The sequence below is a fragment of the Streptomyces sp. Edi2 genome, from assembly GCF_040253635.1.
In the GTDB taxonomy this organism is placed as follows: domain Bacteria; phylum Actinomycetota; class Actinomycetes; order Streptomycetales; family Streptomycetaceae; genus Streptomyces.
Map to the genome: position 1 here is coordinate 7922401 of NZ_JBEJGX010000003.1, position 21274 is coordinate 7943674.

At 72.1% G+C, this 21274-nt stretch carries 20 protein-coding genes and 1 tRNA gene; 11 read left to right on the plus strand and 10 right to left on the minus strand.

Translation table 11 applies throughout. From position 1 onward, the window contains the following. Positions 1 to 147 precede the first annotated feature (147 nt). A complete protein-coding gene (locus ABR737_RS38040; RefSeq protein ID WP_350255718.1) occupies positions 148 to 1071 on the plus strand; it encodes an alpha/beta fold hydrolase in 924 nt (307 codons plus the stop codon). A 182-nt stretch (positions 1072 to 1253) separates the two neighbouring features. Here the strand turns inward: ABR737_RS38040 and ABR737_RS38045 are convergent, their stop codons facing one another. After that, complete coding sequence (locus ABR737_RS38045; protein WP_328382723.1) at positions 1254 to 1547, minus strand: YiaA/YiaB family inner membrane protein; 294 nt, start codon at positions 1545 to 1547, stop codon at positions 1254 to 1256. 165 nt (positions 1548 to 1712) lie between these two features. Between ABR737_RS38045 and ABR737_RS38050 the strand changes: the two genes are divergently transcribed. After that, positions 1713 to 1786 (plus strand) — tRNA-Pro (locus ABR737_RS38050). 175 nt (positions 1787 to 1961) lie between these two features. Here the strand turns inward: ABR737_RS38050 and ABR737_RS38055 are convergent. Continuing rightward, complete coding sequence (locus tag ABR737_RS38055) at positions 1962 to 3140, minus strand: MFS transporter (protein ID WP_350255719.1); 1179 nt, start codon at positions 3138 to 3140, stop codon at positions 1962 to 1964. 161 nt (positions 3141 to 3301) lie between these two features. On the opposite strand from ABR737_RS38055, the gene ABR737_RS38060 reads away from it, so the two are divergent. Then, positions 3302 to 4153: a helix-turn-helix transcriptional regulator gene (locus ABR737_RS38060; protein ID WP_350255720.1), complete on the plus strand. Its 852-nt coding sequence runs from the start codon at positions 3302 to 3304 to the stop codon at positions 4151 to 4153. Positions 4154 to 4534: 381 nt separating this feature from the next. On the opposite strand, the gene ABR737_RS38065 is transcribed toward ABR737_RS38060, so the two are convergent. Further along, the gene (locus tag ABR737_RS38065) at positions 4535 to 5794 is read right to left on the minus strand and encodes an MFS transporter (protein ID WP_350255721.1); all 1260 of its coding nucleotides are present in this window, start codon (positions 5792 to 5794) and stop codon (positions 4535 to 4537) included. 54 nt (positions 5795 to 5848) lie between these two features. On the opposite strand from ABR737_RS38065, the gene ABR737_RS38070 reads away from it, so the two are divergent. The 4 genes from ABR737_RS38070 (at position 5849) to ABR737_RS38085 (ending at position 9193) form a co-directional block, all read left to right on the plus strand. Then, complete coding sequence (locus tag ABR737_RS38070; protein WP_350255722.1) at positions 5849 to 6595, plus strand: AraC family transcriptional regulator; 747 nt, start codon at positions 5849 to 5851, stop codon at positions 6593 to 6595. A 205-nt stretch (positions 6596 to 6800) separates the two neighbouring features. Next, a complete protein-coding gene (locus ABR737_RS38075; protein WP_336051647.1) occupies positions 6801 to 7289 on the plus strand; it encodes a helix-turn-helix domain-containing protein in 489 nt (162 codons plus the stop codon). Between the two features lie 79 nt (positions 7290 to 7368). Continuing rightward, entirely contained in the window at positions 7369 to 7980 is a 612-nt protein-coding gene (locus ABR737_RS38080) for a hypothetical protein (protein WP_350257083.1), read from the plus strand. Next, positions 7973 to 9193, plus strand: coding sequence for an MAB_1171c family putative transporter (locus tag ABR737_RS38085; RefSeq protein WP_350255723.1), 1221 nt, complete (start codon positions 7973 to 7975; stop codon positions 9191 to 9193). Before ABR737_RS38080 ends, ABR737_RS38085 begins: the two co-directional genes overlap by 8 nt. Before the next feature lie 170 nt (positions 9194 to 9363). Here the strand turns inward: ABR737_RS38085 and ABR737_RS38090 are convergent, their stop codons facing one another. After that, entirely contained in the window at positions 9364 to 9933 is a 570-nt protein-coding gene (locus ABR737_RS38090; protein ID WP_350255724.1) for a TetR/AcrR family transcriptional regulator, read from the minus strand. 83 nt (positions 9934 to 10016) lie between these two features. On the opposite strand from ABR737_RS38090, the gene ABR737_RS38095 reads away from it, so the two are divergent. The 3 genes from ABR737_RS38095 (at position 10017) to ABR737_RS38105 (ending at position 14117) form a co-directional block, all read left to right on the plus strand. After that, positions 10017 to 10937: an NADP-dependent oxidoreductase gene (locus ABR737_RS38095; protein ID WP_350255725.1), complete on the plus strand. Its 921-nt coding sequence runs from the start codon at positions 10017 to 10019 to the stop codon at positions 10935 to 10937. A 547-nt stretch (positions 10938 to 11484) separates the two neighbouring features. Beyond that, a complete protein-coding gene (locus ABR737_RS38100; RefSeq protein ID WP_350255726.1) occupies positions 11485 to 12720 on the plus strand; it encodes a cytochrome P450 family protein in 1236 nt (411 codons plus the stop codon). Positions 12721 to 12929: 209 nt separating this feature from the next. Next, positions 12930 to 14117: a D-alanyl-D-alanine carboxypeptidase family protein gene (locus ABR737_RS38105; protein WP_350255727.1), complete on the plus strand. Its 1188-nt coding sequence runs from the start codon at positions 12930 to 12932 to the stop codon at positions 14115 to 14117. A gap of 68 nt (positions 14118 to 14185) precedes the next feature. Here ABR737_RS38105 and ABR737_RS38110 read toward each other — a convergent pair whose 3' ends face one another. The 6 genes from ABR737_RS38110 to ABR737_RS38135 form a co-directional block, all read right to left on the minus strand. Beyond that, positions 14186 to 14866 carry a DUF309 domain-containing protein gene (locus ABR737_RS38110; RefSeq protein WP_502964531.1) on the minus strand — a complete coding sequence of 227 codons (681 nt, stop codon included), beginning with the start codon at positions 14864 to 14866 and terminating at the stop codon, positions 14186 to 14188. Between the two features lie 206 nt (positions 14867 to 15072). Continuing rightward, positions 15073 to 15405 (minus strand): DUF427 domain-containing protein, encoded by a 333-nt coding sequence (locus tag ABR737_RS38115; protein ID WP_350255728.1) that lies wholly within the window; start codon positions 15403 to 15405, stop codon positions 15073 to 15075. A 185-nt stretch (positions 15406 to 15590) separates the two neighbouring features. Further along, positions 15591 to 16073 carry a thioesterase family protein gene (locus ABR737_RS38120; RefSeq protein WP_350255729.1) on the minus strand — a complete coding sequence of 161 codons (483 nt, stop codon included), beginning with the start codon at positions 16071 to 16073 and terminating at the stop codon, positions 15591 to 15593. Then, positions 16070 to 17059: a 3-hydroxyacyl-CoA dehydrogenase NAD-binding domain-containing protein gene (locus ABR737_RS38125; protein ID WP_350255730.1), complete on the minus strand. Its 990-nt coding sequence runs from the start codon at positions 17057 to 17059 to the stop codon at positions 16070 to 16072. The genes ABR737_RS38120 and ABR737_RS38125 overlap by 4 nt, the downstream gene beginning before the upstream one ends. Before the next feature lie 71 nt (positions 17060 to 17130). Further along, positions 17131 to 18018 carry a beta-keto acid cleavage family enzyme gene (locus tag ABR737_RS38130; RefSeq protein WP_350255731.1) on the minus strand — a complete coding sequence of 296 codons (888 nt, stop codon included), beginning with the start codon at positions 18016 to 18018 and terminating at the stop codon, positions 17131 to 17133. A gap of 109 nt (positions 18019 to 18127) precedes the next feature. After that, positions 18128 to 18997 carry a TetR/AcrR family transcriptional regulator gene (locus ABR737_RS38135; protein WP_350255732.1) on the minus strand — a complete coding sequence of 290 codons (870 nt, stop codon included), beginning with the start codon at positions 18995 to 18997 and terminating at the stop codon, positions 18128 to 18130. A 206-nt stretch (positions 18998 to 19203) separates the two neighbouring features. On the opposite strand from ABR737_RS38135, the gene ABR737_RS38140 reads away from it, so the two are divergent. Next, on the plus strand, positions 19204 to 21267 hold the full coding sequence (locus ABR737_RS38140) for a SpoIIE family protein phosphatase (protein ID WP_350255733.1): 2064 nt from the start codon (positions 19204 to 19206) through the stop codon (positions 21265 to 21267). Positions 21268 to 21274: the final 7 nt, after the last annotated feature.

Sequence of the window (21274 nt, forward strand, 5' to 3'; positions counted from 1 at the left end):
CGCCGGGGGACCGGGGCAACCACGCCACGCGCGCCCCATGGCGCACGGCCGCCTCGCGCGCCAGAGTGGGCGCCGACGACTCGTCAGCCACCGCCCCGCCAGCCACCCGCCCGTCAGCCACCGCCCCGGCAGTCAGGAGACGACGCCATGCAGGCCACGCAGCAGGACTTCCACCAGGCCCCGGACGGCGCCCGTATCGCCACCTACACCTGGCTCCCGCAGTCCGGTCACCCGCGCGCCCTGGTCCAGATCGCCCACGGCGCCGCGGAACACGGACGGCGCTATGACCGCTTCGCGCGCTTCCTGACCGGCCACGGCTATGCCGTCCTCGCCTCCGACCACCGGGGCCACGGCGCCACCGCCGCCTCCACGGGCGGCCGCGGGGTGGTCGGCGAGGACGCCTGGCGGGCGATCGTCAGCGACCTCAAGGGCATCGGCAACCATGCGGCCGCCGCCCACCCCGGCGTCCCGCTGGTGCTGCTCGGCCACAGCATGGGCGCGATGCTCGCCCGCGACTACGCCCAGGAGTACGGCGCCGACCTCGCCGGACTGATCCTCACCGGCGCCTTCCGCACCCTGCCGGGACTGGACATCGACGGCGCCCTCGCCGAGCTGGACCAGGAGATCGCCGAACACGGCCGCGACGCGCTCTCCTCCTTCATCCCGCGCACCTTCAGCTCCCTCAACGACGCCTTCCCCCACCGCACCGGCTACGAATGGCTCTCCCGCGACCCCGCCGAGGTGGACGCCTACGTTGCCGACGAGGACTGCGGCTTCCCGTTCTGCGCCGGTCTCGCCGCCGACTGGGTGCGCGCCATCCGCAAGATCAACGACCCGGCACACCTCGCCCGCATCCCGCGCGGACTGCCCGTCCACCTCGCCGTCGGCGACCAGGACCCCTGCCATCAGCGGCTGACCCTGATCCATGAACTCCTGGAGGACTTCCGCTACCTGGGCACCCGCGACCTGACCTGGCGCGCCTACCCGGACGCCCGTCACGAGATCCTCAACGAGACCAACCGTGACGAGGTCCAGGACGACCTGCTGGCCTGGCTCGACAAGCACGTCTGAGCCGCCGCCGCGCTCCGGGGCACGGCGGCGCGCCGGCTGTCAGGGCCGTGCCGCCAGGAACCCGGTGATCCGTTCGCGCAGGCCGTGCGGGGCGAAGCGTGCATGGCCAGGCTGTGCGGGTCGAAGCCGCGCGCGTCGAGGTCCCCGCCCCCGAGAGCGGGGAGACCCCCGGCCTGCCGAGATCAGACCTGCCCCGGCTTGAAGACGTCCTGCTCGATGAGGATCTTGTCGATCCGGGCCTTGTCCACCCGGTTCGTCACCTCCTCGACCTCCTGGCGGTCGCGGATGCACTTGGCCAGCGTGAATGCCGAGGACACCACGAAGACCAGGCCGATGGCGAGGAAGCCGCGCTCCCAGGGGCCCACCGGCAGTTTGATGATCCCGATCACCAGCGCCACCAGCGACAGCCCGAAGGAGATCGCGGCCTGTACGAAGAAGGCCGTGGTCGTCGGCCGCTGAATCGATGGAGTAGTCATGCGCGTAGCGTGACGGCACCGTGACGGCGGTGCATGAGTACGGGTACTCATCTCTTCTGCCGTCCGTACGCGTGCCGACCCGCGGGATATGGCAGCACCCACCCTCTGACATGCGGTATTGTTCTCGTGCGCGGTCAGCCGGGGATTCCCGGCCGAAACGGGCACCGGGACGTGGCGCAGCTTGGTAGCGCACTTGACTGGGGGTCAAGGGGTCGCAGGTTCAAATCCTGTCGTCCCGACTGGAGTTCTCTCCATTGTCGCAGGTCAGAGCCTTGTTTCACGAGAGTGAAGCAGGGCTCTTGACCGTTTTCCGGGCCTCTCTCGGCTTCTCGCACCGGTAATGATCATGGTTGGCCAGGCGGGTGGCCTGGCTGGACGTCGGCCAGGCCGCCCGTCCGGCGCGGCGCCCTCAGGTCACCGGTACCGACTGCGCCCCACCGCCGCCGCGAGGGTCAGCGGAACCGTCAGCAACAGGGCGATCAGGAAGAGCTGCCCGTACCTGTGGCCGGCCGCCATGGTGGCCGTCAGGCTGCTGGCGAGGGCGCTGCCGCCGTAGAGGCTGACCCCGAACATCGCCACGCCGGTGGCCCTGGCCGCCGGGGCGACGGCGATCGCCCATGACTGCAGCGTGGTGTGCATGAACGACCAACTGCCGCCCAGCAGCAGTGCGGTGACCGCCAGTGCCGGGACGGACCGGCTCGTCGCTGCGGTGGCGTAGGCCGCGGCCGCCGCCGCCCCGCCGGCCAGGATCAGCACCGCAGGGCTCCACCGTCCCACCAGCCTCTTGACCACCTGCGCGAAACCCATGGCCCCCGCGCCGTACAGCGCGGACACCGCCCCGGCCACGGCGGTCGGCACGCCCCGGGCTTCCAGCGCGGGCGCCAGGTACGTCAAGAAGCCCAGTAGTACGGCCCCTTCGGTCAGGGCGAGCGCCATGACGTACCACATCCACCGCGAGCCCAGCACGATACGGAAGGGCGCCGGCAGGGAACCGGCGGGCTCCCGCTCGGGCTCGGGCAGGTGCCGCAGCGCCCGGGCGAGGTAGGCCGCGGCCAGGCCCGGCAGCAGGAACACCGTGCGCCATCCGGCGTAGTGCGCCAGCGCCCCGGCCACCACGGTGCCCAGCGCGGTCCCCAGGGAGAAGGCGGTCATCAGGTCGCTGAGCGGACGCTGACGGACCTCGGCGGGCACGACGTCACCGACATAGCTCAGCGAGGCCGGTACGCAGGCGGCGAAGCAGGCCCCGGCGAGGGCGCGGGCCACGATCAGGAAGGTGAGGTCGGGGGCGAGGGCGGACAGCAGTGAGGAGAGCGTGCCCGCCATCAGCGAGAGCCGCAGCACCCGCACCCGGCCCAGGCGGTCACTGGCCAGCCCCCACACCGGCTGCGTCAGGCCGTAGCACAGGAAGTAGACGCTGGCCGTGAGCACCACCGTGGCCATGCCGGCACCGAGTTGGGCGGCGATGAGCACCAGCATGGGGGTGATGCAGAAGCGGTCGAAGTTGCTGACGAATCCGGCCGAACGCAGCAGCCGGAGTGAACGGGGGGACAGTGCGCCGGAGTTGGGAGGTGCGGTGGTGGGGGCGGCGGACATGGGCAGCCGGCTCCTTTCTGTGCCCGGGTGTACCGGGGTCCCCTCAAGGTCACCACCCTGGCCGTCCGGATGGTCGTCCCAGGCGATTACGATCGCTCACACCCTGCCGTGCGTCGCTGTGCGAACACCGTGGCCCGGCGGAGAGGGGAAGGGGGCGCGTGATGGGCGGGGTGGAGCGGCCGTCCGGCGAGGGCGGCGCGGCGCAGGCCCTGCGCCGGGAGCTCGGCGCGTTCCTGCGCTCGCGCCGGGAGCGGCTTTCCCCGGCGGAGCTGGGCCTGCCGGTGGCACCGCGGCGCCGCACCCCGGGGCTGCGCCGCGGCGAGGTGGCCGAACTGGCCGGCATCAGCAGCTCCTGGTACGCGTGGCTGGAACAGGGGCGGGTGCGCACCTCCGAGCAGGTGCTGCGGTCGGTGGCGCGGGCCCTGCGGCTGGACGAGGCGGAGACCGCGCACGTCCTGTCGTTCACCGAGGACGCGGCACCGCCGGGGAAGCCGCCGGGCTGGGTCTCGCGCAATCTTTTGTCGCTGGTGGAGTCGGTCTCACCGAACCCGGCCGCGGTCATCGACCCGCACTGGGACCTGCTGGCCTGGAACGCCGGTTACGCGGCGCTGCTGACCGACCCCGCGCGGCTGCCGCCCCCGCGGCGCAATCTGCCGTGGTTGGTCTTCCGCTGGGCTCCCGCCCGCAGCCTGATCGTCAACTGGGAGTCCGAGGCGCGCTATCTGCTCGGGCAGTTCCGCGCCAATGCCGCCCGCCACCCCGCGGACCGGCGGTACGCCGAGATCGCCGCCGAGATCACCCAGGACCCGGACGCGGCCCGCTGGTACGGCGGGCGGGAGACGGCGCTCTACCGTCCCGCGGTGCGGCACTTCAGACACCCCACGGCAGGTGAACTGCGCCTGCGCTACGTCAAGTTGGCGGCCGTCGACGAGCCCGGCCATCACCTGCTGTGCTACCTGCCCGATGACCGGGACGCCGAGGCGGCCGTGCGCAGGCTCACCGAGGACGGGTGAACCACTCAGTCGGGCCAGGCCATGTAGCGGCGCCGGCCGTGGAGCAGCGGCCCGGGGCCGGACTCTGGTCAAGTGCCCCCCCCGAGCTCAAGAGTTCGTCACCATGAGTGCTTCCTCCACCCAGGCGCAGCGTGCCGTCGCTGCCGTCGGCCCGGAGTCCTGAACCGCGTGCGCGAGCTGTGCGGGCGTCACGCGGTCGGCGGACAGGTCGAAGTCCCTTATGTCAGCGAGGCGTTCTACGGAGCCGCCGCTCCATGGCCGGGGTCCGCTCCATGACCGGAGTCCGCTTCGTGCCCGGGTGTGAGGCGGACGCGGCGGCCCCCTGCGCGCCCGTCGGCTCGGCTCCGGCCATCCTCGTGGCCCCGGGTGCGGAACGCCGGCTCACGAACGGGAAACGGGCGTGGTGTTGCCCTGGGGGTCGGGGTCAGGGCCGGGTCCGGAGCCGGTGCCGGAGGCGGTGGTCGCCATGTTTTCCGGCATTTCTGGTTCGTGCAGGGTGCGCAGGAGCAGCCAGCCCAGGGCGGGCAGGGCGATGAGCGGGGCGAGTGCGGTCTGCAGGGAGGTGGCGTCGGCGGCGGCGCCGATGAGCGGGCTTGCGAGGCCGCCGATGCTGACGGTCAGGCCCAGGGTGACGCCGCCGGCGGTGCCGACGTGCCGCGGGAGGTAGTCCTGGCCGAGGGTGACGTGCAGGGAGAACGGCACGTACAGGCCCGCCGAGGTCAGGGCGGTGAACAGGTACAGGAGCGGGCCGGGGACCAGGACCACGCCGGCGACGGCGGGGACGGTCAGGGTGTAGGACCAGCGGACCACCGCGATCCGGCCGTAGCGGGTGGCGAGCCGGCCTCCGGCGACGGTGCCGATCGCGCCGCCCAGGTAGAGCACGAACAGGGCCGCGGTGCCCGCGAATTCCCCTCCTCCGGTGCGCTGGCGCGCGTACAAGGAGAGGAAGGCGCTCAGGCCGACGAAGACGATCGAGCGGCACACGACGGCGCCGGACATCGTGAGGAAGGCCGGCCAGTCGTCCCTGCCCGCGGGACGGCCTCCGGCTGAGGAGGTGGTTGCGACCGTGGCGGGGAGGCTGACGGTCCGCAGTGCGGCCACGCACAGGGCGGCGCCCGCCAGGGCCGGGACGACCAGCAGGGGCGAGGCGCGCAGGCCGCCGGTGGCGATCACGGCGGAGACCAGCAGCGGCGCGGTCGCGAAGCCGATGTTGCCGCCGAGGGAGAAGAGGCCCATCGCGGTGTGGCTGCCGCGGCTCGCGATACGGGCGACACGGGCGGACTCGGGGTGGTAGGCCGCCACCCCGATACCGGCGACGGCGACGACGGCCAGGGTCACGGCGTAGGAACCGCTGAGGCCGCTGAGGGCGACGCCGATGCCCGCGGTCAGGGCGCTCACGGGCAGCAGCCAGGGCATCGCGCGTCGGTCGGTCAGCGCGCCGAACAGCGGCTGCGCCACCGAGGAGAGCAGGGAGGCGGCCAGGACGATGCCGGAGGCCGCGGCGTAGGTGTAGGCCCGTTCGGAGAGGAAGAACGGTACGAGCGCGGCCACGGCGCCCTGGTAGACGTCCACGCAGACGTGGCTCAGGGACAGCAGTTTGAGGGATGTGGTGGAGCGAGCCGGGGGCTGGGTGGTGGACATTTTCCGATCGTCACCGCCGCGCCCGCTGTCCCGCTTCCGATAAAGTGCCAACGTATGCCGAATATCCGCCACACGCCCGCCGCGCCGACCCACACGCTGGCGCTGGCGGCCGGCGAACGCATCGACGCCCACCGCCATGACAACCACCAGATCGTCTACGCGGGCTCCGGCGTCCTGGCCGTCACCACCGACGCCGGCACCTGGTTCGCCCCCGGCACCCGCGCCATCTGGGTCCCCGCCGGCACCGTCCACGCCCACCGCGCCTACGGCCACCTCGACCTGCACACCCTCGGCCTGCCCGTCGGCGACAACCCCCTGCGTCTGGACGCGCCCACCGTTCTGGCCGTCAGCCCCCTCCTGCGCGAGCTGATCCTCGTCTACACCCGCGAGCCCACCGGGAGCGGACCGGAGCGCCGCCGGCTGCGCGCCGTTCTCCTCGATCAGCTCCGCGCCTCACGGCAGCAGCCCGTACAGCTGCCGTCGCCCGCCGACCCGAGGCTGGCCGCCGCCTGCGCCCTCCTGCACGACAACCCCGCCGACCCCCGCACCCTTGCCGAGCTCGGCGCCCACACGCATACCGGGGAACGCACCCTCAGCCGCCTCTTCCGCTCCGAACTCGGGATGACCTTCCCCCAGTGGCGCACCCAACTGCGCCTGTACCACGCCCTGAAGATGCTCGCCGACGGCGCATCCGTCACCACCGTCGCCCGTCGCTGCGGCTGGTCCTCCACGAGTGCCTTCATCGATGTCTTCCGCCGTGCCTACGGATACACCCCGGGCAGTCACCACCGCCGGGGGTAGCCGTGTGGTCCGGCCGGCCCGCCCTGCCCCGGTCGGCGGGCGATCGGCGGCGAACCTCAAATCCAGCTCAACTCCCGGTTAAGCCGGTGCGGTCCCTACTGTCCGTAAGTGGACTGGTGCACCGCGTACCCCTCGTGCCAGGATGAGAGCGGCGGTGACGGGGCCTTAACTGTTCGTTGGGGCCGATCGATGGGGGACGGTGGGCATGAGCGTGGGGGACGACGGCCGGTCCGACGAGGCGGGCAGCACGCTCGCGGAGCGGCTGAGCCACCTCTTCGCGAATATGCACCCGCCGGGGGCCCCGTATACCAACGCCTTTGTGGCCGAGGAGATCAGCGCCGGGGACGAGGAGTACGGCGGCGTCAAGGTCACCGAGCAGTATCTGTCGATGCTGCGCAACGGCCGGCGTACGAACCCGAGCCCTGAGCTGCTGCGCGCGCTGTCCAAGTTCTTTGCCGTTCCGGTCGGTTATCTGCTGGGCGACCTCTCGCAGCCGCAGGCCGCGCGGGTGGAGGAAGAGGTCCGCTTCCTCGCCGCCATGCGGGACCAGCGGGTGCGGGCCATTGCGCTGCGCTCCGTGGGGCTGCCGCCGGAGGTGCAGGACAGTCTGACGACGATCATCTCCCAGTTCCGGCAGCAGATGAACCTGCCGGCCGACCCGCCGGAGCAGGGCGGTGACCGGCACGGTGAGTGAGCCGACGCGGACCGCTGAGCGCGGCCGGATTTTCGCTTCCTGGCAGCGGGCCGGACACGAGGACGGGACGAGCATGCGAGTGGGGCAGATACGCAGGCGGTGCAAGCGGCTCATCAAGGAGCTGGCGCTGCCCGCCACAACCGACCTGCGGGGGATGTGCGACATCGTCGCCGCACGGGTGGGGCGGCCCGTCCATCTGGTGCCGATGAGCCTGGGCGGGGTGGTCTCGGGGATGACGGCCGTCACCGACGACGGCTACTGGGTCTTCTACGAGCTGAAGACCTCTCCCTGGCACCAGGCCCACATCGTGCTGCACGAACTGAGTCATCTGCTCCTGGGGCACGGCCAGGACCCCGCCGTCACCGAGGACGCGCTGAAGCTGTGGACGCCCTCGGTCGACGTGGCCACCGCCATGCGGCGCATGGGGCTGACCATGGGCTTCGCGCGGCACCACGGCTATGACAACCTCGCCGAGCGGGAGACCGAAGTGCTCGGCACGCTGCTGATGGAACGGGTGGCGCCGTCCGCCGGCGAGCGCGAACTCCCCCTGGAGGGGCAGGCGGCCGAGCTGGCGGCGGCGCTCGGGCCCGCGCTGCAGCACCTCAGGCGCCGGGAGGAAGCGCCGTCCGGCGGTGCGGGCTGTGACGGTGTCGGTGCGGGGGCGACGGGGGACGGGGGACCGCGTGTTTGATGTCATCTATCTGTCGTTCGGCGTGGCGGCCTGGGCGATCGTCGGGTACAAGTCCCGGGCCTGGTTCCGCGACCGCAGCAATGCCGACCTGGGGCTGGCCTGTGTGATGACCGGTGGCGTGGCCACGGTCTTCCTCTTCTCCGCGCCGAGCCTCTACCGCGCCTTCGACCGGCTGACCGGCGTGTCCAACCTCGCCATGGTCTTCCTCTACTCCTCCGTCGTGGTGTTCGCCGCAGGCGCGTTGGTGCTGATGCTGCGCTGGACGTCGGGCGAGGGTGCGGCCGCGCGGACTCGTGCGCGCAGCAGAGCGCGCGCCGCCGTCGGGGCCGTGGCCGCGCTGTGGGCGGTGGCGATCACCGGGTTCGTGGTCGGCAGGCCGGACGCCGTCGAGCACCCCCGCGACTTCAGCACCGCCTACACCGACTCGCCCGGCGTCATGCTCTTCCTGGTGCTGTATCTGGCCATCTTCGGCCTGAGCTCGGCGGCCCTGGGGACGCTGTGCCCGCGGCTCGCCGCCCGGCTCGGCACGACGTATCTGGCCCGCGGGCTGCGGCTGCTGGCCGCCGGCTGCTGGCTCGGCCTGGGCTACTGCGGCTGCAAGGTCATCGGCTTCGTGCTGTCCTGGACGGGCCACCCGGCACTGTGGCTCTCCAACGGGGTGGCTCCGCTCAGCGCCTCGGTCGCGGCGCTCATGGTCCTTGCCGGATTCGCGCTGCCGGCGGCCGGCCCCCGGGTCGCCGCCTGGCGCCGGCTGCGCCGGCTCTCCCCGCTCTGGCGGACCGTCACCGCCCGCTCCCCGGAGGTCACGATGGAGGCCTCGGCGTGGGCCGTACGGTGGCCGTTCGCGGATCTGGAGTGGCGGGCCAACCGCCAGATGGCCGAGATCCGGGACGTACAGCGCGGCATCCGCCGCCATGTGGAGTCCGACGCCCTCGACATCGCCCGTGAACGCGCCCGCGCGGTCGCCCTGGACGACCGGCAGCTGGCGGCCGTCGCGGAGGCCGCCGCCCTCCGCCGTGGCCTGGAGAACCGCGCGGTGGGCCATGTCCCCGTCCACGGCGCCGACAGCGTGGTGGTCTCCAGTGGCACGAAACCGGCCGAACTCACCGCGGAGTACGAGCACTTGGCACTGGTCGCGGACGTCTACCACTCACCGTTGATCGAGACCGTGCTCACCGAGCTGCGGCAGCGGAGCACGCTGGCACGCAGCTGAGGAAGCACCACACAGACGGGGTGGCCCGGTACGGGGGTCCGGGCCGCCCGAACCACCAGGCGGCACCGGTCCGGCGGACCGGTGCCGCTGCCGTCAGATGGCCTGCGGGGGAGAGGACTTGGGCGTCCCGGCCCCGGCCTGCCGGAGGGCGCAGGGCGGTAAGACCCTAGCTAGCGCACGGCTCCGGCCGCGCGTACTTCGGCGAGCGCTTGCCGTGCCAGCGGGCCGAAGCCCTCGCTGTTGTCGGTGTCGATCCACTGGTCGTAGGCGATCTCCCAGACGAGCGTGCCCAGTTTCGCGGCCACGCGCGCGGTCAGGCTCGGGACTCCGCGGCGGTTGAGGGCCTCGATCATCGAGGCGGTGAGCTCGATCCTTTTCAGGGCTTCGCGTTCACGCAGTTCCGTATTGGCGTTCAGCACGGCCTGGCGCCGGCCGCTGAACTCGCGGCGGTCGACGGTGAAGAACGTCCGGCCGAGCGCGTCGAGGGCGTGGGCCACCGCGTCGAGCGGCCCGGCTGCAGGCGGCGCCGAGGCGATCCCTTCGACGAGCAGACCGGTCACCGTGCCCCTGCCGAAGAGCACCTCACGCTTGTCCGGGAAGTACCGGAAGAACGTGCTCTTGGTAAGCCCCGCGCGCTCCGCGATCTCGATCACGGTCGTGTTCTCGTAGCCGTGCTCCTCGAAGAGGTCGAGGGCGGCGGCGGCGAGTCGTCCGGGTGCGTCGGGTTGCCAGCGAGCCATGGGAGCAGTGTACGGGACTTCGTCCCATCACTGGTGTACGGTCAATGAGACCAAGTCCCATCACCGGCCAGGAGAGGTCACCGATGAGTAAAGCTGTCCGATACCGGCGCTTTGGCGGTCCCGAAGTACTCGAACTGCAGGAGATACCCGAGCCGCACGCCGCACCGGACGAGGTTCGCGTCCGGGTCACGGCCGCCGGGCTGAATCCGATGGATTGGCAAATCACCACACAGCCCGACATGGCGGCGCGGTTCGGCATCACCTTGCCGGCCGGGTTCGGCAGCGACTTCGCCGGAGTGGTGGACGAGGTGGGCGCCGAAGCCACGGGATTCGCGACCGGCGACCGGGTGTATGGGGCTGCGATTGGCCGGTCCGTCGCCGATTTCGTGCTGGTCAAGACATCCGCGGAAACGCTGTGGCCCACCCCGGAGGGCATCGGCGACGAGGTGGCCTGCACGCTTCCGGTGTCCGGTCTGACGGCCTCCGCCGCGCTCGCCGCGATCGGGCTCCGCACCGGGGACACCGTCCTGATCGGTGGGGCGGCGGGTGGCGTGGGCATCTTCGCCGTGCAGCTGGCGAAGCTTGCGGGTGCCCGGGTGCTCGGCACCGCCTCCGAAGGAACGTTCGGATTCCTGCGCGGGCTCGGCGCCGAACCCGTGGCGTACGGCCCTGGCCTGACGGATCGGGTGCGGGCCCTGGCGCCCGAGGGGATCACCGCCGCAACCGACCTGTTCGGAAGGGAGGCGGCCGAGACCGCGCTCAAGCTCGGCGTGGCACCCGAGCGGATCACCGTCGTGGCCGACGGCCCCGCCCCGCCGCCCGGTGTGCGCAAGACGGGCGCCCTCGATGCGGGGCCGGGCACCCTGGAACGGATCGCCGACGCGATCCGTTCCGGCGAGATCACGGTGCCGATCGCGGCGACCTTCCCGGTCGAGCGGATTCGCGAAGCCGTGACGACGCAGGCCGAGAGGCATGTTCACGGCAAAATCGTGGTCGCTCTGTGAACCGGCACAAGGTGGACGTGGACTCAGCGACCAGGATTAACAGGCGTGCTGAATTCCCGATTCAGCCCGCAAACTTACGGGGTCGTGTGTGGTGGGTGGTGGCGCGTCGATGCCGTGATCGTTGACCGTGACCTGTGTGGTGGGGCCCGGTCTCGCGCAGTGGTCACCCGAGATCGGCGGGTCACGGGGCTGACGCCCGAAGTAGTCGCCGAGTTCGTCGCAAAGGTCGGCCCGTTGTGGCATGAGCGTCACAGGCGGCACTCGTCGCACGTCATCGCCGCAGGGCTGTGGGTGCCGGGACCAAACACAAACTAGTGACGTCCTGTCCGGAGTTCCGGACTTGTACACGGAACGCAGCACCGTGGAACGGTCCATCCAACCGACTGCGGAACTGACGCGGCATAGCGACCCGGTTCGACAGCCCCGCAGAGCTACGAGGCCGGGCTCCACCTCTGCGGTGTGATGCTTTGGCTCCGCAGCATCGCACGGCACCCGTGATCCGAACTCCGGACAGGACCTAGGGAAGTCACCCCCTAAGGTCGGGATCATGCCGAACACCGCCGATACCGGACCTGACGCCCCCATCGACGTGACGCCGCTCCTCGACGATCCGCACGCCACCTACGCCGCGTTGCGCGAAGCCGGGCCGGTGCACCGGATCACCGGCCCCGACGGGAACCCCGCCTGGCTGGTGACCCGCTACGACGACGTCCGCCGTGGTCTCGCCGACCCCCGGCTCTCCCTGGACAAGCGCCACGCCGCGCCCGGCGGCTACCGCGGGTTCTCGTTGCCGCCCGCGCTGGACGCCAACATGGCGAACATGGACCCCCCGGACCACACACGGATCCGGCGTCTGGTGGCCAAGGCCTTCACTCCGCGCCGGATCGAGGCGTTGCGGGGGCCCGTACGGAAGATCGCCGACGAACTGCTGGACGCGATGGCGGAGCGGGGGCGTGCGGATCTGATCGCCGACTACGCGGGGCCGCTGCCGATCACCGTGATCTGCGATCTGCTCGGCATTCCGCACCGTGACCGCCGCGACTTCCTGGCCTGGTCGGACGCGCTCATCACACCGGATCCGAAGCGCCCGGAGGCGATGAAGGAAGCGGTCGGGGCGATGCTGGAGTTCTACACCGGCCTGATCGCCGCCAAGCGCGCGGAGCCGGGCGACGATCTGCTCTCGGACCTGATCGCGGTACGCGATGAGCCGGGCGCCGGTGAAGCGGGCGGCGAGGGGAGCGAGAGGCTCAGCGAGGACGAACTGACCTCGCTCGCCTTCCTCATCCTCTTCGGCGGATACGAGAACACCGTCCACCTCATCGGCAACGCCGTGCTCACTCTGCTCGACCACCCCGACGAGCTCTGCCGGCTGCAGCACAATCCGGCCGAACTGCCTGCCGCCGTGGAGGAGTTCCTGCGCTACGACGGGCCCGGACCGCTGGCGCTGCGCCGCTTCCCCAAGGAGGACCTGGAGATCGGTGGCGTACGGATCGCGGCCGGGGAGAGCGTGTTGCTGTCGATAGCGTCCGCGAACCGCGACCCTGTGCGCTTTGCGGATCCGGACACTTTCGACCGCGGCCGGGACCTCTCGGGGCACCTCGCGCTGGGACACGGCATCCACTACTGCCTGGGCGCACCGCTGGCCCGTATGGAGGCGGTCATTGCGCTGGAAGCGCTCCTCGACCGCTTCCCGGAGCTGCGTCTGGACGTCCCGCGTGGTGATTTGCGGCACCGGCGGTCCCTGCGGTCACGTGGCCTGATTTCGCTCCCCGTCGCCTTCTGAACGGCGAACGAACAAGTTTTTGAGGCATAACCGTTCGCTCATGAGGTAGAAAGGTCTCTGAGACCCGCCCGGTGTGCATCCCCCGTCGCACCGGGCGGGTCCTTCTTTGCAGCCGTTGCAGTTGCGACACGCCGGGTGCGCGGCATACCGCGTGGTCCGTCTGGCTCAACTGTGCTGCGGGCCGCGGCACTGCTTCTTAGCGTGACGGCATGGCAATTGACGCGCGAGTGTCCCAGAAGGCAGCGGCGATGACCCTGATCGCCGTCGCCGGTGTATCGCTGACGTCCATACCGGCCGTGGCGCACGGCTCGACGGCGCGTCAGCCCGCCGCGGCCGGTGCCGGGGTGCAGGCCGTCGCCGCTCCCGGCACACCGAGGCTGCCCGGTGGTCTGTCCGCCCTGTCCTGGATGGTGGCCGACGCGGACACCGGCAGCGTGCTGGCCGCGAAGAACGCCCACCGCAAGCTCCCCCCGGCCAGCACCCTCAAGACGCTGTTCGCGGTCACCGTCCTGCCGAAGTTCCCGTCCGGCTCCGTACGCCGGGTCAGCACGGCGGACCTCGCGGGCATCGGGTCCGGCAGCAGCGTCGTCGGCGTCAAGGAGGGCCGCCGCTACAGCGTCGCCGACCTGTGGCGCGGGGTCTTCCTGCGCTCCGGCAACGATGCGGTGCACGTGCTGGCCGCGATGAACGGCGGCTGGCGGACCACTGCGCAGGAGATGCAGGAGACCGCCCGCAAACTCGGAGCGCGCGACACCACCGTCAAGTCCCCGGACGGCTATGACGCGCCCGGCCAGGTGTCCTCGGCGTACGACCTGTCCGTCTTCGCCCGCGCCGGGCTCGCCAATGACGACTTCGCCCGCTACTGCGCCACCAGCCGTGCCGCCTTCCCCGGCGCCGGCGGCACCACCATGATCGAGAACACCAACCGGATACTGGTGGGCTCGCACGGACTGTCCCGCTACCCCGGCATCATCGGCGTCAAGAACGGCTACACCAGCAAGGCCGGCAACACCCTGATCGCCGCCGCCCGGCGGAACGGCCGCACCCTGCTGGTCACCGTGCTGAACCCGCAGTCGAACGCGACCAACGCCGTCTACAAGGAAGCCGGTTCGCTGCTGGACTGGGGCTTCGACACCGACGGAAAGGCCCAGCCGGTGGGCACTCTGCACGCCGTGCGCACCCCCGACGGCGACGGCGACGCGCCGCTCCGCCCGGTCGCCGCCGAGATCACCGGGGCCGAGGCGCACGGCGGTCCGCCCAGGCGCTCCACCCTCGTCCTGGGCGCGGGCGGAGCAGGTGTCGCGGCCCTCGGGCTGGGCGCCCTGCTCGGCCGGTGGCGCCAGGCGCGAGGGCGTCGCAGGCAGGGGGAGGGGCGGCGTAGGTCCTTGGGGCGGTAGCTGTTGGCCGGTGGCTCTTGGCCGGCGGCCCAGGCCCGTGGCTCCGCCCGTCCCGGCGGCGCCCGGCGTCAGCCGCCCGCGCCGGGGCGGTCGCCGGTCCCGTTGCCGGTGGGGCGGTTCCCGGTGTCGTTCCCGGCAGGGCGGTTCCCGGTGTCCTGCCCGGTGGCCCGCAGCCGGGGCGCGGTCCGTGCTGCCGGTACGGCCGCCCCGGTGCCGGTCAGACGTCCGGTCAGCTCCGCGGCCCACGACATCAGTCCCGCGACATCGATCCCGTAGGGGGCGGTGTCCGCGTACGGCGTGATGGCCGCCGTACCCCGTTCGAGCAGCGCCGTGCCGCCCACGGCATTGCCACGCGCCGCATGGGTGAGGCCCACCGCGAGCTGGGCGAGCCCCCGCCACAGCTCCCGCTCCGCCTCCGGAGCCGCCTTCCAGGCGTCCTCCAGTACCTCATGGGCGTGGAACGGCATCCCCTCGTCGAGCAGCCGCTGCGCCTCGGCCAGCGACTGCGCGGGCGTACGGGACACCCCCTCCGGCTGCCGTGCCACGCCCGGGGAGCCGTACGGCAACGGCCGGCCGAGGCCGTCGCGCGGGCGGGCGTTGCGAGCCCGGCCCTCCTCGTCGCGATCCCGGCGGGGGGTCCGCCGGCCGGCGGCGGAGGAGCCCGCCCCGCTCGGCGCCGCCTCCGTCGTCGTGCCGTCCGGCCCGGCCCCGCAGTGTTCGCAGACCGCGCTGCGGGGCCGTTCGCGGATCCGGCCGCAGGCGTCGCACACCTGGTCCAGCCAGCAGGCCGGGTCGCCGCCCTCGTGCGGCGGAGGCGCGCCGGGCGCGCGGGAGGTGCCGGGCTCGTGGGAGGCGCCTGGCTCGTCGTGGGGTCGCTCCGCGTCGTTCACCCTTCGATTGTGCGCCGTGCGGGGGTCCCGCGGCGCGGGAGGGGTGCCCGCTCCCGCACCCGGGCTCAGTCCGGGTCGACCTCGTAGAAGCAGAAGTGATCTTTGATCTGCGCCACCTCGGGGCGCGGTTCCGGGTAGGCCCACGCGATGTCCTCCGGCCCGTCGGGAAGCGACCAGTAGGAGGCGGTGCCCTTGAAGGGGCAGACGGTGTGTGTCTCGGACGGGGTCAGCAGATCGGTGCGGACGTCCTCGGGCGGGAGGTAGTAGCGCACGGGGTAGCCGGTCTCCTGGAGGAGGAGCGGGCGGCGGCTGTCGGCCAGCAGCCGGCCGCCGACCGTGACGCGGACGTGGTCCGTTCCCTGCCTGACCTCGATGTGATGGCCCCTGGTGGCGGTCATGGTGGCTTCTCCTCGGTGAGTGGTGAAGATCCTCGCTCCTTCCAGGATGGCACCGGAACGACGGGGCGGGCCCGGTCGCTCCGGTGCCGCGTGGCGGAGGGACGTGGCACCGGGATGCGGTGGAGGTACGTGGCGGAGGCACGGCCGGGGCCGCGGCGCTCCGGCCGTGCCTGCGGTCGTCGTCCTTACCGGTGCGGCTGCACCGCGCGGATCCCCTTGCCCGCCCACGGGGGCGCCGGCGCCAGGAGCCCGGCGAAGTACTCCCGGCTCGCGTCGGGCAGCGGTGCCGCGCTCCCGGCGGCCTGGTCGACATGCAGGGCGAACAGCTCCTCGGTGGCCACCGGGGAGCCCGACGGCGCCCGGGCGAACATCTCGTGGACGAGGCGCAGTTTCCTGTCGTCCACGCCCAACACGGTCGTGCGGACGGTGAGTTCGCTGCCGCGGGCGACCTCGTGGAGATGGCGGACGTGGGCCTCGACCGTGTACAGGGAGCAGCCGGTCCGGTCCCGGTAGGCCGCGTCGAGGCCGGCCGCGTCCATCAGGGCATCGGTGGCGAAGCCGAAGACCAGGACGTAGTAGGCCTCGCTGAGGTGGCCGTTGTAGTCGATCCAGTCGTCCCGGACGGTCTGGTGGAAGAGCGGGAGGCCGCCCGCAGCGTCGGCGGTCATCGGCGGGCGCTCCCCAGCCGGCCCGTGGCGCGCAGGACGTCGATGACGCCCTGGTCGCGTTCGGCGACCAGATCCGCGTACGTACGGCCGCCCGCCGCCTCCGCGCACCCGTCGACCATGGCGTCGCGCAGCTCGCGGTCCAGCTCGGGAGCCGCCAGCCGGGTCCACGGCGACTTCAGGGACGGGCCGAAGTGGTCGAGCATATGGGCCATCCCGCCCTCGCCGCCGGCCAGCGCGAAGGTCAGACAGGGGCCCATGAATGCCCAGCGCAGCCCCGGGCCCTCGGTGATCGAGGCGTCGATGTCCTCGACCGAGGCCTCGCCGTTCGCGACCATGTGCAGCGCCTCGCGCCAGAGGGCTTCCTGCAGGCGGTTGGCGATGAAGCCGGGCAGCTCGCGGTCCATGGTGATCACGGACTTGCCCGCCAGGTCGTAGAAGCGCGCGGCCCAGGCGACGGCCTCGCGGTCGGTGCGCTCGCCGCCGACGACCTCGACCAGCGGGATGAGGTACGGCGGGTTGAAGGGGTGACCGACGACCAGGCGGCCGGCGTCCTCGGCTGTCGTCTGCATATCCGTCATCGGGTAGCCGGAGGTGGAGGAGGCGATGACCACGCCGGGGCGCGTCGCGGCGGCGAGCTCGGCGAGCAAGGAGCGCTTCAACTCCAGGTTCTCGGGGGCGCTTTCCTGGACGAAGTCGGCGTCGGCGACCGCCTCGGCGAGGGTGGGAGCGAGCGTCAGCCGGTCCGGCGAGGCGCCGTCGGTCAGGCCTATCTGCTCCAGCGCGGGCCAGGCGGCGGCAACCAGGCGGCGGAGCTTGTCCTCGGCGTCGTCGGCCGGGTCCCAGGCGGTGACGTCGTAGCCGCGGGCGAGGAAGTGGGCGACCCAGCCGCCGCCGATCACCCCGGCGCCGATACAGGCGATACGGCGTACGTCCTCGGGGGCACAGGGGGCGGAGGGGGCACAGCGTGCGGAGGTGGATTCGGGCATGGGGAATCGACTCCTGGTGGAGAGGAGGAAGAGAGGAAAAGAGGGGGAAGGGAAACGAGGACCAGGGGCGCTCAGCCGCGCGGCTTCAGGCCCAGGCGGGCACGTGCCCGGTCGGGGGTGGCGACCGTGGCTCCCAGCAACTCGGTGATGTGGACCGCGCGTTCGACGAGCTGGCCGTTGGTGGCCTTGACGCCCTTGCTGAGGTAGAGGTTGTCCTCCAGGCCGACCCGCACATGGCCGCCGAGGAGGATCGACTGGGCGACCCACGGCATCTGCATACGGCCGAGCGCGAAGCTCGCCCACTGGGCGCCCTCGGGCAGCAGGTTCACCATCGACTGCAGGACGCCCGGGTCGGCCGGCGCGCCCCACGGGATGCCCATGCACAGCTGGAAGACCGTCGGGTCGTCCAGCAGCCCCTCGGCCAGCAACTGCTTGGCGAACCACAGCTGACCGGTGTCGAAGATCTCCAGCTCGGGCCGCACCCCGAGCTCCTGGATGCGCCGGGCACCCGCCCGCAGCATGTCGGGCGTGGAGACATAGAGGTTGGAGCCGTCGCCGAAGTTGAGGGAGCCGCAGTCCAGGGTGCAGATGTCGGGCAGCAGTTCCTCGACGTGCGGCAGCCGCTCCAGGCCGCTCACCAGGTCCGTACCGGGCAGCTGCCGGAGCGGTTGCTCGGGGTCTATCACCAGGTCGCCGCCCATACCCGCGGTGAGGTTGATGACGACGTCGGTGCCGGTCTCCTTGATCCGCCCGACCACCTCGGCGTACAGCCGCGGGTCACGCGACGGGGCGCCGGTCTCGGGGTCGCGTACGTGGATGTGCACCACCGCGGCGCCCGCGGAGGCCGCCTCGACGGCCGACGCGGCGATCTGCTCGGGCGTCACGGGGACGTGCGGGGAGCGGTGGGTGGTGTCGCCGGCGCCGGTGAGCGCGCAGGTGATGATGACCTCGTTGTTCACGGGGGTTCCCTTCGGTGGGGTGTCGTGCCTGGTGCCGTGCTTCGTGTCGTTCCTCGGGGCTCGGTCCGGTGAGCGGCGGGGGAGTGGCGGCTGAGCGGGGGCGGCGGCCTCAGCCGGCCGGGGCGGCGGCGAGTTCGCTGTCGACGAAGGCGAGCAGCGCGGTGTGCATCGTGTCGGGGCCGGTGCTGTCCGGCGCGGTGGCGAGCACCTGGGTGGCCAGGCCGTCGATCAGGGCGGTCAGCCGCAGCGCGGCGAACTCCGGATCGACGGCGCGGAAGACGCCCTGGCCGACGCCGCGGCGTACGACATCGGCGACGGTGGTGCGCCACTGCCGGTAGTAGTGCTCGTGCAGCCGCCCCACGGCGGTGGAGCGGGCGGCCTGGGCCCACAGATCCAGCCAGACCAGCCACTGCCGGCGCTGCTGCTCGGTGCGCGGCGTCTGCAGCGCGATCAGGTGCAGCAGCTCGCCGCGGGCGTCGGGGGCCGCGGCCAGGCCCGCCGCGCGGCGTTCGGTGTCCTCGTCCATGCACCAGCGCACGGCCGCTTCCAGCAGTTCGTCGCGGCCGGGGAAGTGGTAGTGCACCGCGGCCGGGCTGGTACCGCAGGCGGCGGCGATATCGGCGACCCGTACACCGTGGAAGCCGTGCTCGGCGATCAGCCGGACGGTTTCCCGCACGATCTGCAGCGGCCGGCCGCCCTCGGGGACGGCCGCCGGTGCGCGGTCCGGCGCTGCCGAGGGCCGCTCGGGGGCGCCGAGCAGCCAGCCCGTGTCCACCTCGCCGATGTCGGCGATGCGGACGATCTCGGCCAGGGTGAAACGCCGGGTGCCCCCCAGTGACCTGGACAGTTTCGACGGGTCCATCACGATCCGGCGGGCGAATTCGCGGTGGCTGCAGCCGAGCCGGCCGATCACCTCACGGACGCGGTCCGTGACCTCTCCGGCGTCGTCGGTGACCCGGGTTCCGGGGGTGTCCTTCATGGTCAGGGACCGTAACAGCGCGTTGAGAACATCGCAACGGATCGACGAGGGAGTAGCCCCGGGAATGCCGGTTCTGGTGGGCTTCGAGAGAGGGTGTTGCGGGAGAGCTGATGACCGAGTCAGTGCGATGGCCGATGCCGCCGCAGCAGGGAGGGGTGAAGCGGCCGGACCCGCCGCAATCCGGGTGAATGTGGCAAAGTGACGACATGGCTGACCGGGGAGCGAAGCGGCCCACCGTGTCGGTGCCGGACGACTGGCCCGCCCACCCGGACCTGACCCTGGCCCTCAACGGCATGGGCGGCTTCGACTGGGACCTCGACAGCGGGCTGATGCACATGGACGCGCCCGCCCTCGAGGTGTTCGACATGCTCCCGTCGGAGTACGACGACCGCCCCGCCACACTCGGCTGCCGCGTCCCGGCCCACGAGGCGGCCCGGCTGGACGCCCTGGTCGCCCGCGCGCTCAAGGACGGCAGCGACTCCTACGGCGCGTACTTCCGGGTCCGGCTGCGCGACGGCGAGCTCCGCTGGACCCACAGCCAGGGCAGCATCCGCCGGGACGGCACCGGCAAGCCCCGCCGCATCATCGGCGTGGTCCGCGACGCCAGCCACGAATACACCCATGCGGCGGAGCGGCTGGCCGTCGACGAGGAGCGCCGCCGGCACACCAGCGTCGTCGAGCGCACCACCGCCGCCCTGGCACACGCCAGAACGGTCGGCGAAGTGATCGCCGTGCTCGCCGACGAGCAGGGGCTGAGCCGGCTGGGTGCCGAGAACGTGATCCTCGGGCTGGTCGAGGCGGGGCGCATCCGGCTGATGTCCGAGGGCAAGGCGGGCAGCTTCGTACCCGATCTCGAATACACCCGGGTGGGGGACGAATTCCCGATGAGCGAAGTGGTCCGCACCCTCACTCCGCGCTATGTGGGCAGCCGCGAGGAATTCCGGCGCAACTACCCACGGCTGTGGCCGGCCATCGAGCCGCTGAACGTCCACTCCGCGGCCTACCTGCCGCTGATCGCGCAGGGCCGCCCGATCGGTGTGATCGGCCTGTTCTTCGAGCGGGAGAGCGACTTCCACGACCCGGAGCGCAACGTCCTGGTGGCGCTCGGCAGCAGCATCGCGCAGAGCCTGGCCCGCGCCATGCTCTACGACCAGGAACACGATCTCGCCGCCGGCCTCCAGCAGGCCATGCTGCCGCGCCGGATCCCCGGCGTCGCCGGTGCGCAGATCGCCGTCCGCTACCGCTCCGCCCGGATGGGCCGGGACATCGGCGGCGACTGGTACGACGTGATTCCGCTGCCCGACGGCCGGGTCGCCGCCGTCATCGGCGACGTCCAGGGCCACGACACCCAGGCCGCCGCCCTCATGGGCCAGCTGCGGATCGTGCTGCGCGCCTACGCCTCCGAAGGGCACGCCCCGGCCACCGTCATGGCCCGCGCCTCCGCCTTCCTCAACGAGCTCGACACCGACCGCTTCGCGACCTGCATCTACGTCGACGCGGATCTGAGCACCGGCGCAGCCCGGATCGTCCGGGCCGGCCATATCGACCCGCTGCTGCGGCACGCCGAGGGGATCTGCCGCAGGCTGCCGGTCGCCGGCGGGCTGCCGCTCGGTATCGCCTCCGAATTCCGGCGGCTCGACTACCCGGTCACCACCGTCCTGCTCGCCCCCGGCGACACCCTGCTGTTGTGCACCGACGGCATCGTCGAACAGCCCGGCACCGACCTCGACGACGGGATGCGGCATCTGGCCCGCGAGGTCCGCCAGGGCCCCCAGGACGTCCAGCAACTCGCCGACCGGCTGTGCGAATCGGCGGACGAGCGGACCGGCGAGGACGATATGGCGCTGCTTCTGCTCCGCCGCCTCGGTGCCCCCGAACACGACATCGTCGGACGCTTCCGCCAGCACATCGCGCCCGCCGACCCCGAAGGCCTCTCCGCCGCCCGGCACATGATCCGGGCCGCGGTACGCGCCTGGGGCGCGGCGGAGCGCGCCGAGGAGATCGAACTGGTCGCCGACGAGCTGATCACCAACGCGCTGCTGCACACCGACGGCGAGGCCGTGGTCAACATCCGGATGCCGCACAGCGTCGGGCGGCTGCTGCGGCTGGAGGTCGAGGACCAGTCCAGCAGTCTGCCGCGGCGCCGCGAGCCGGGGGAAGCCGGTGTCTCCGGCCGGGGGCTGCTGCTCGTGGACCGCCTGGCCGATGTCTGGGGTGTGGAACCGCGCGGCAGCGGAAAGTGCGTATGGTGCGAGTTCAACTGCTCCTGACCGGGGA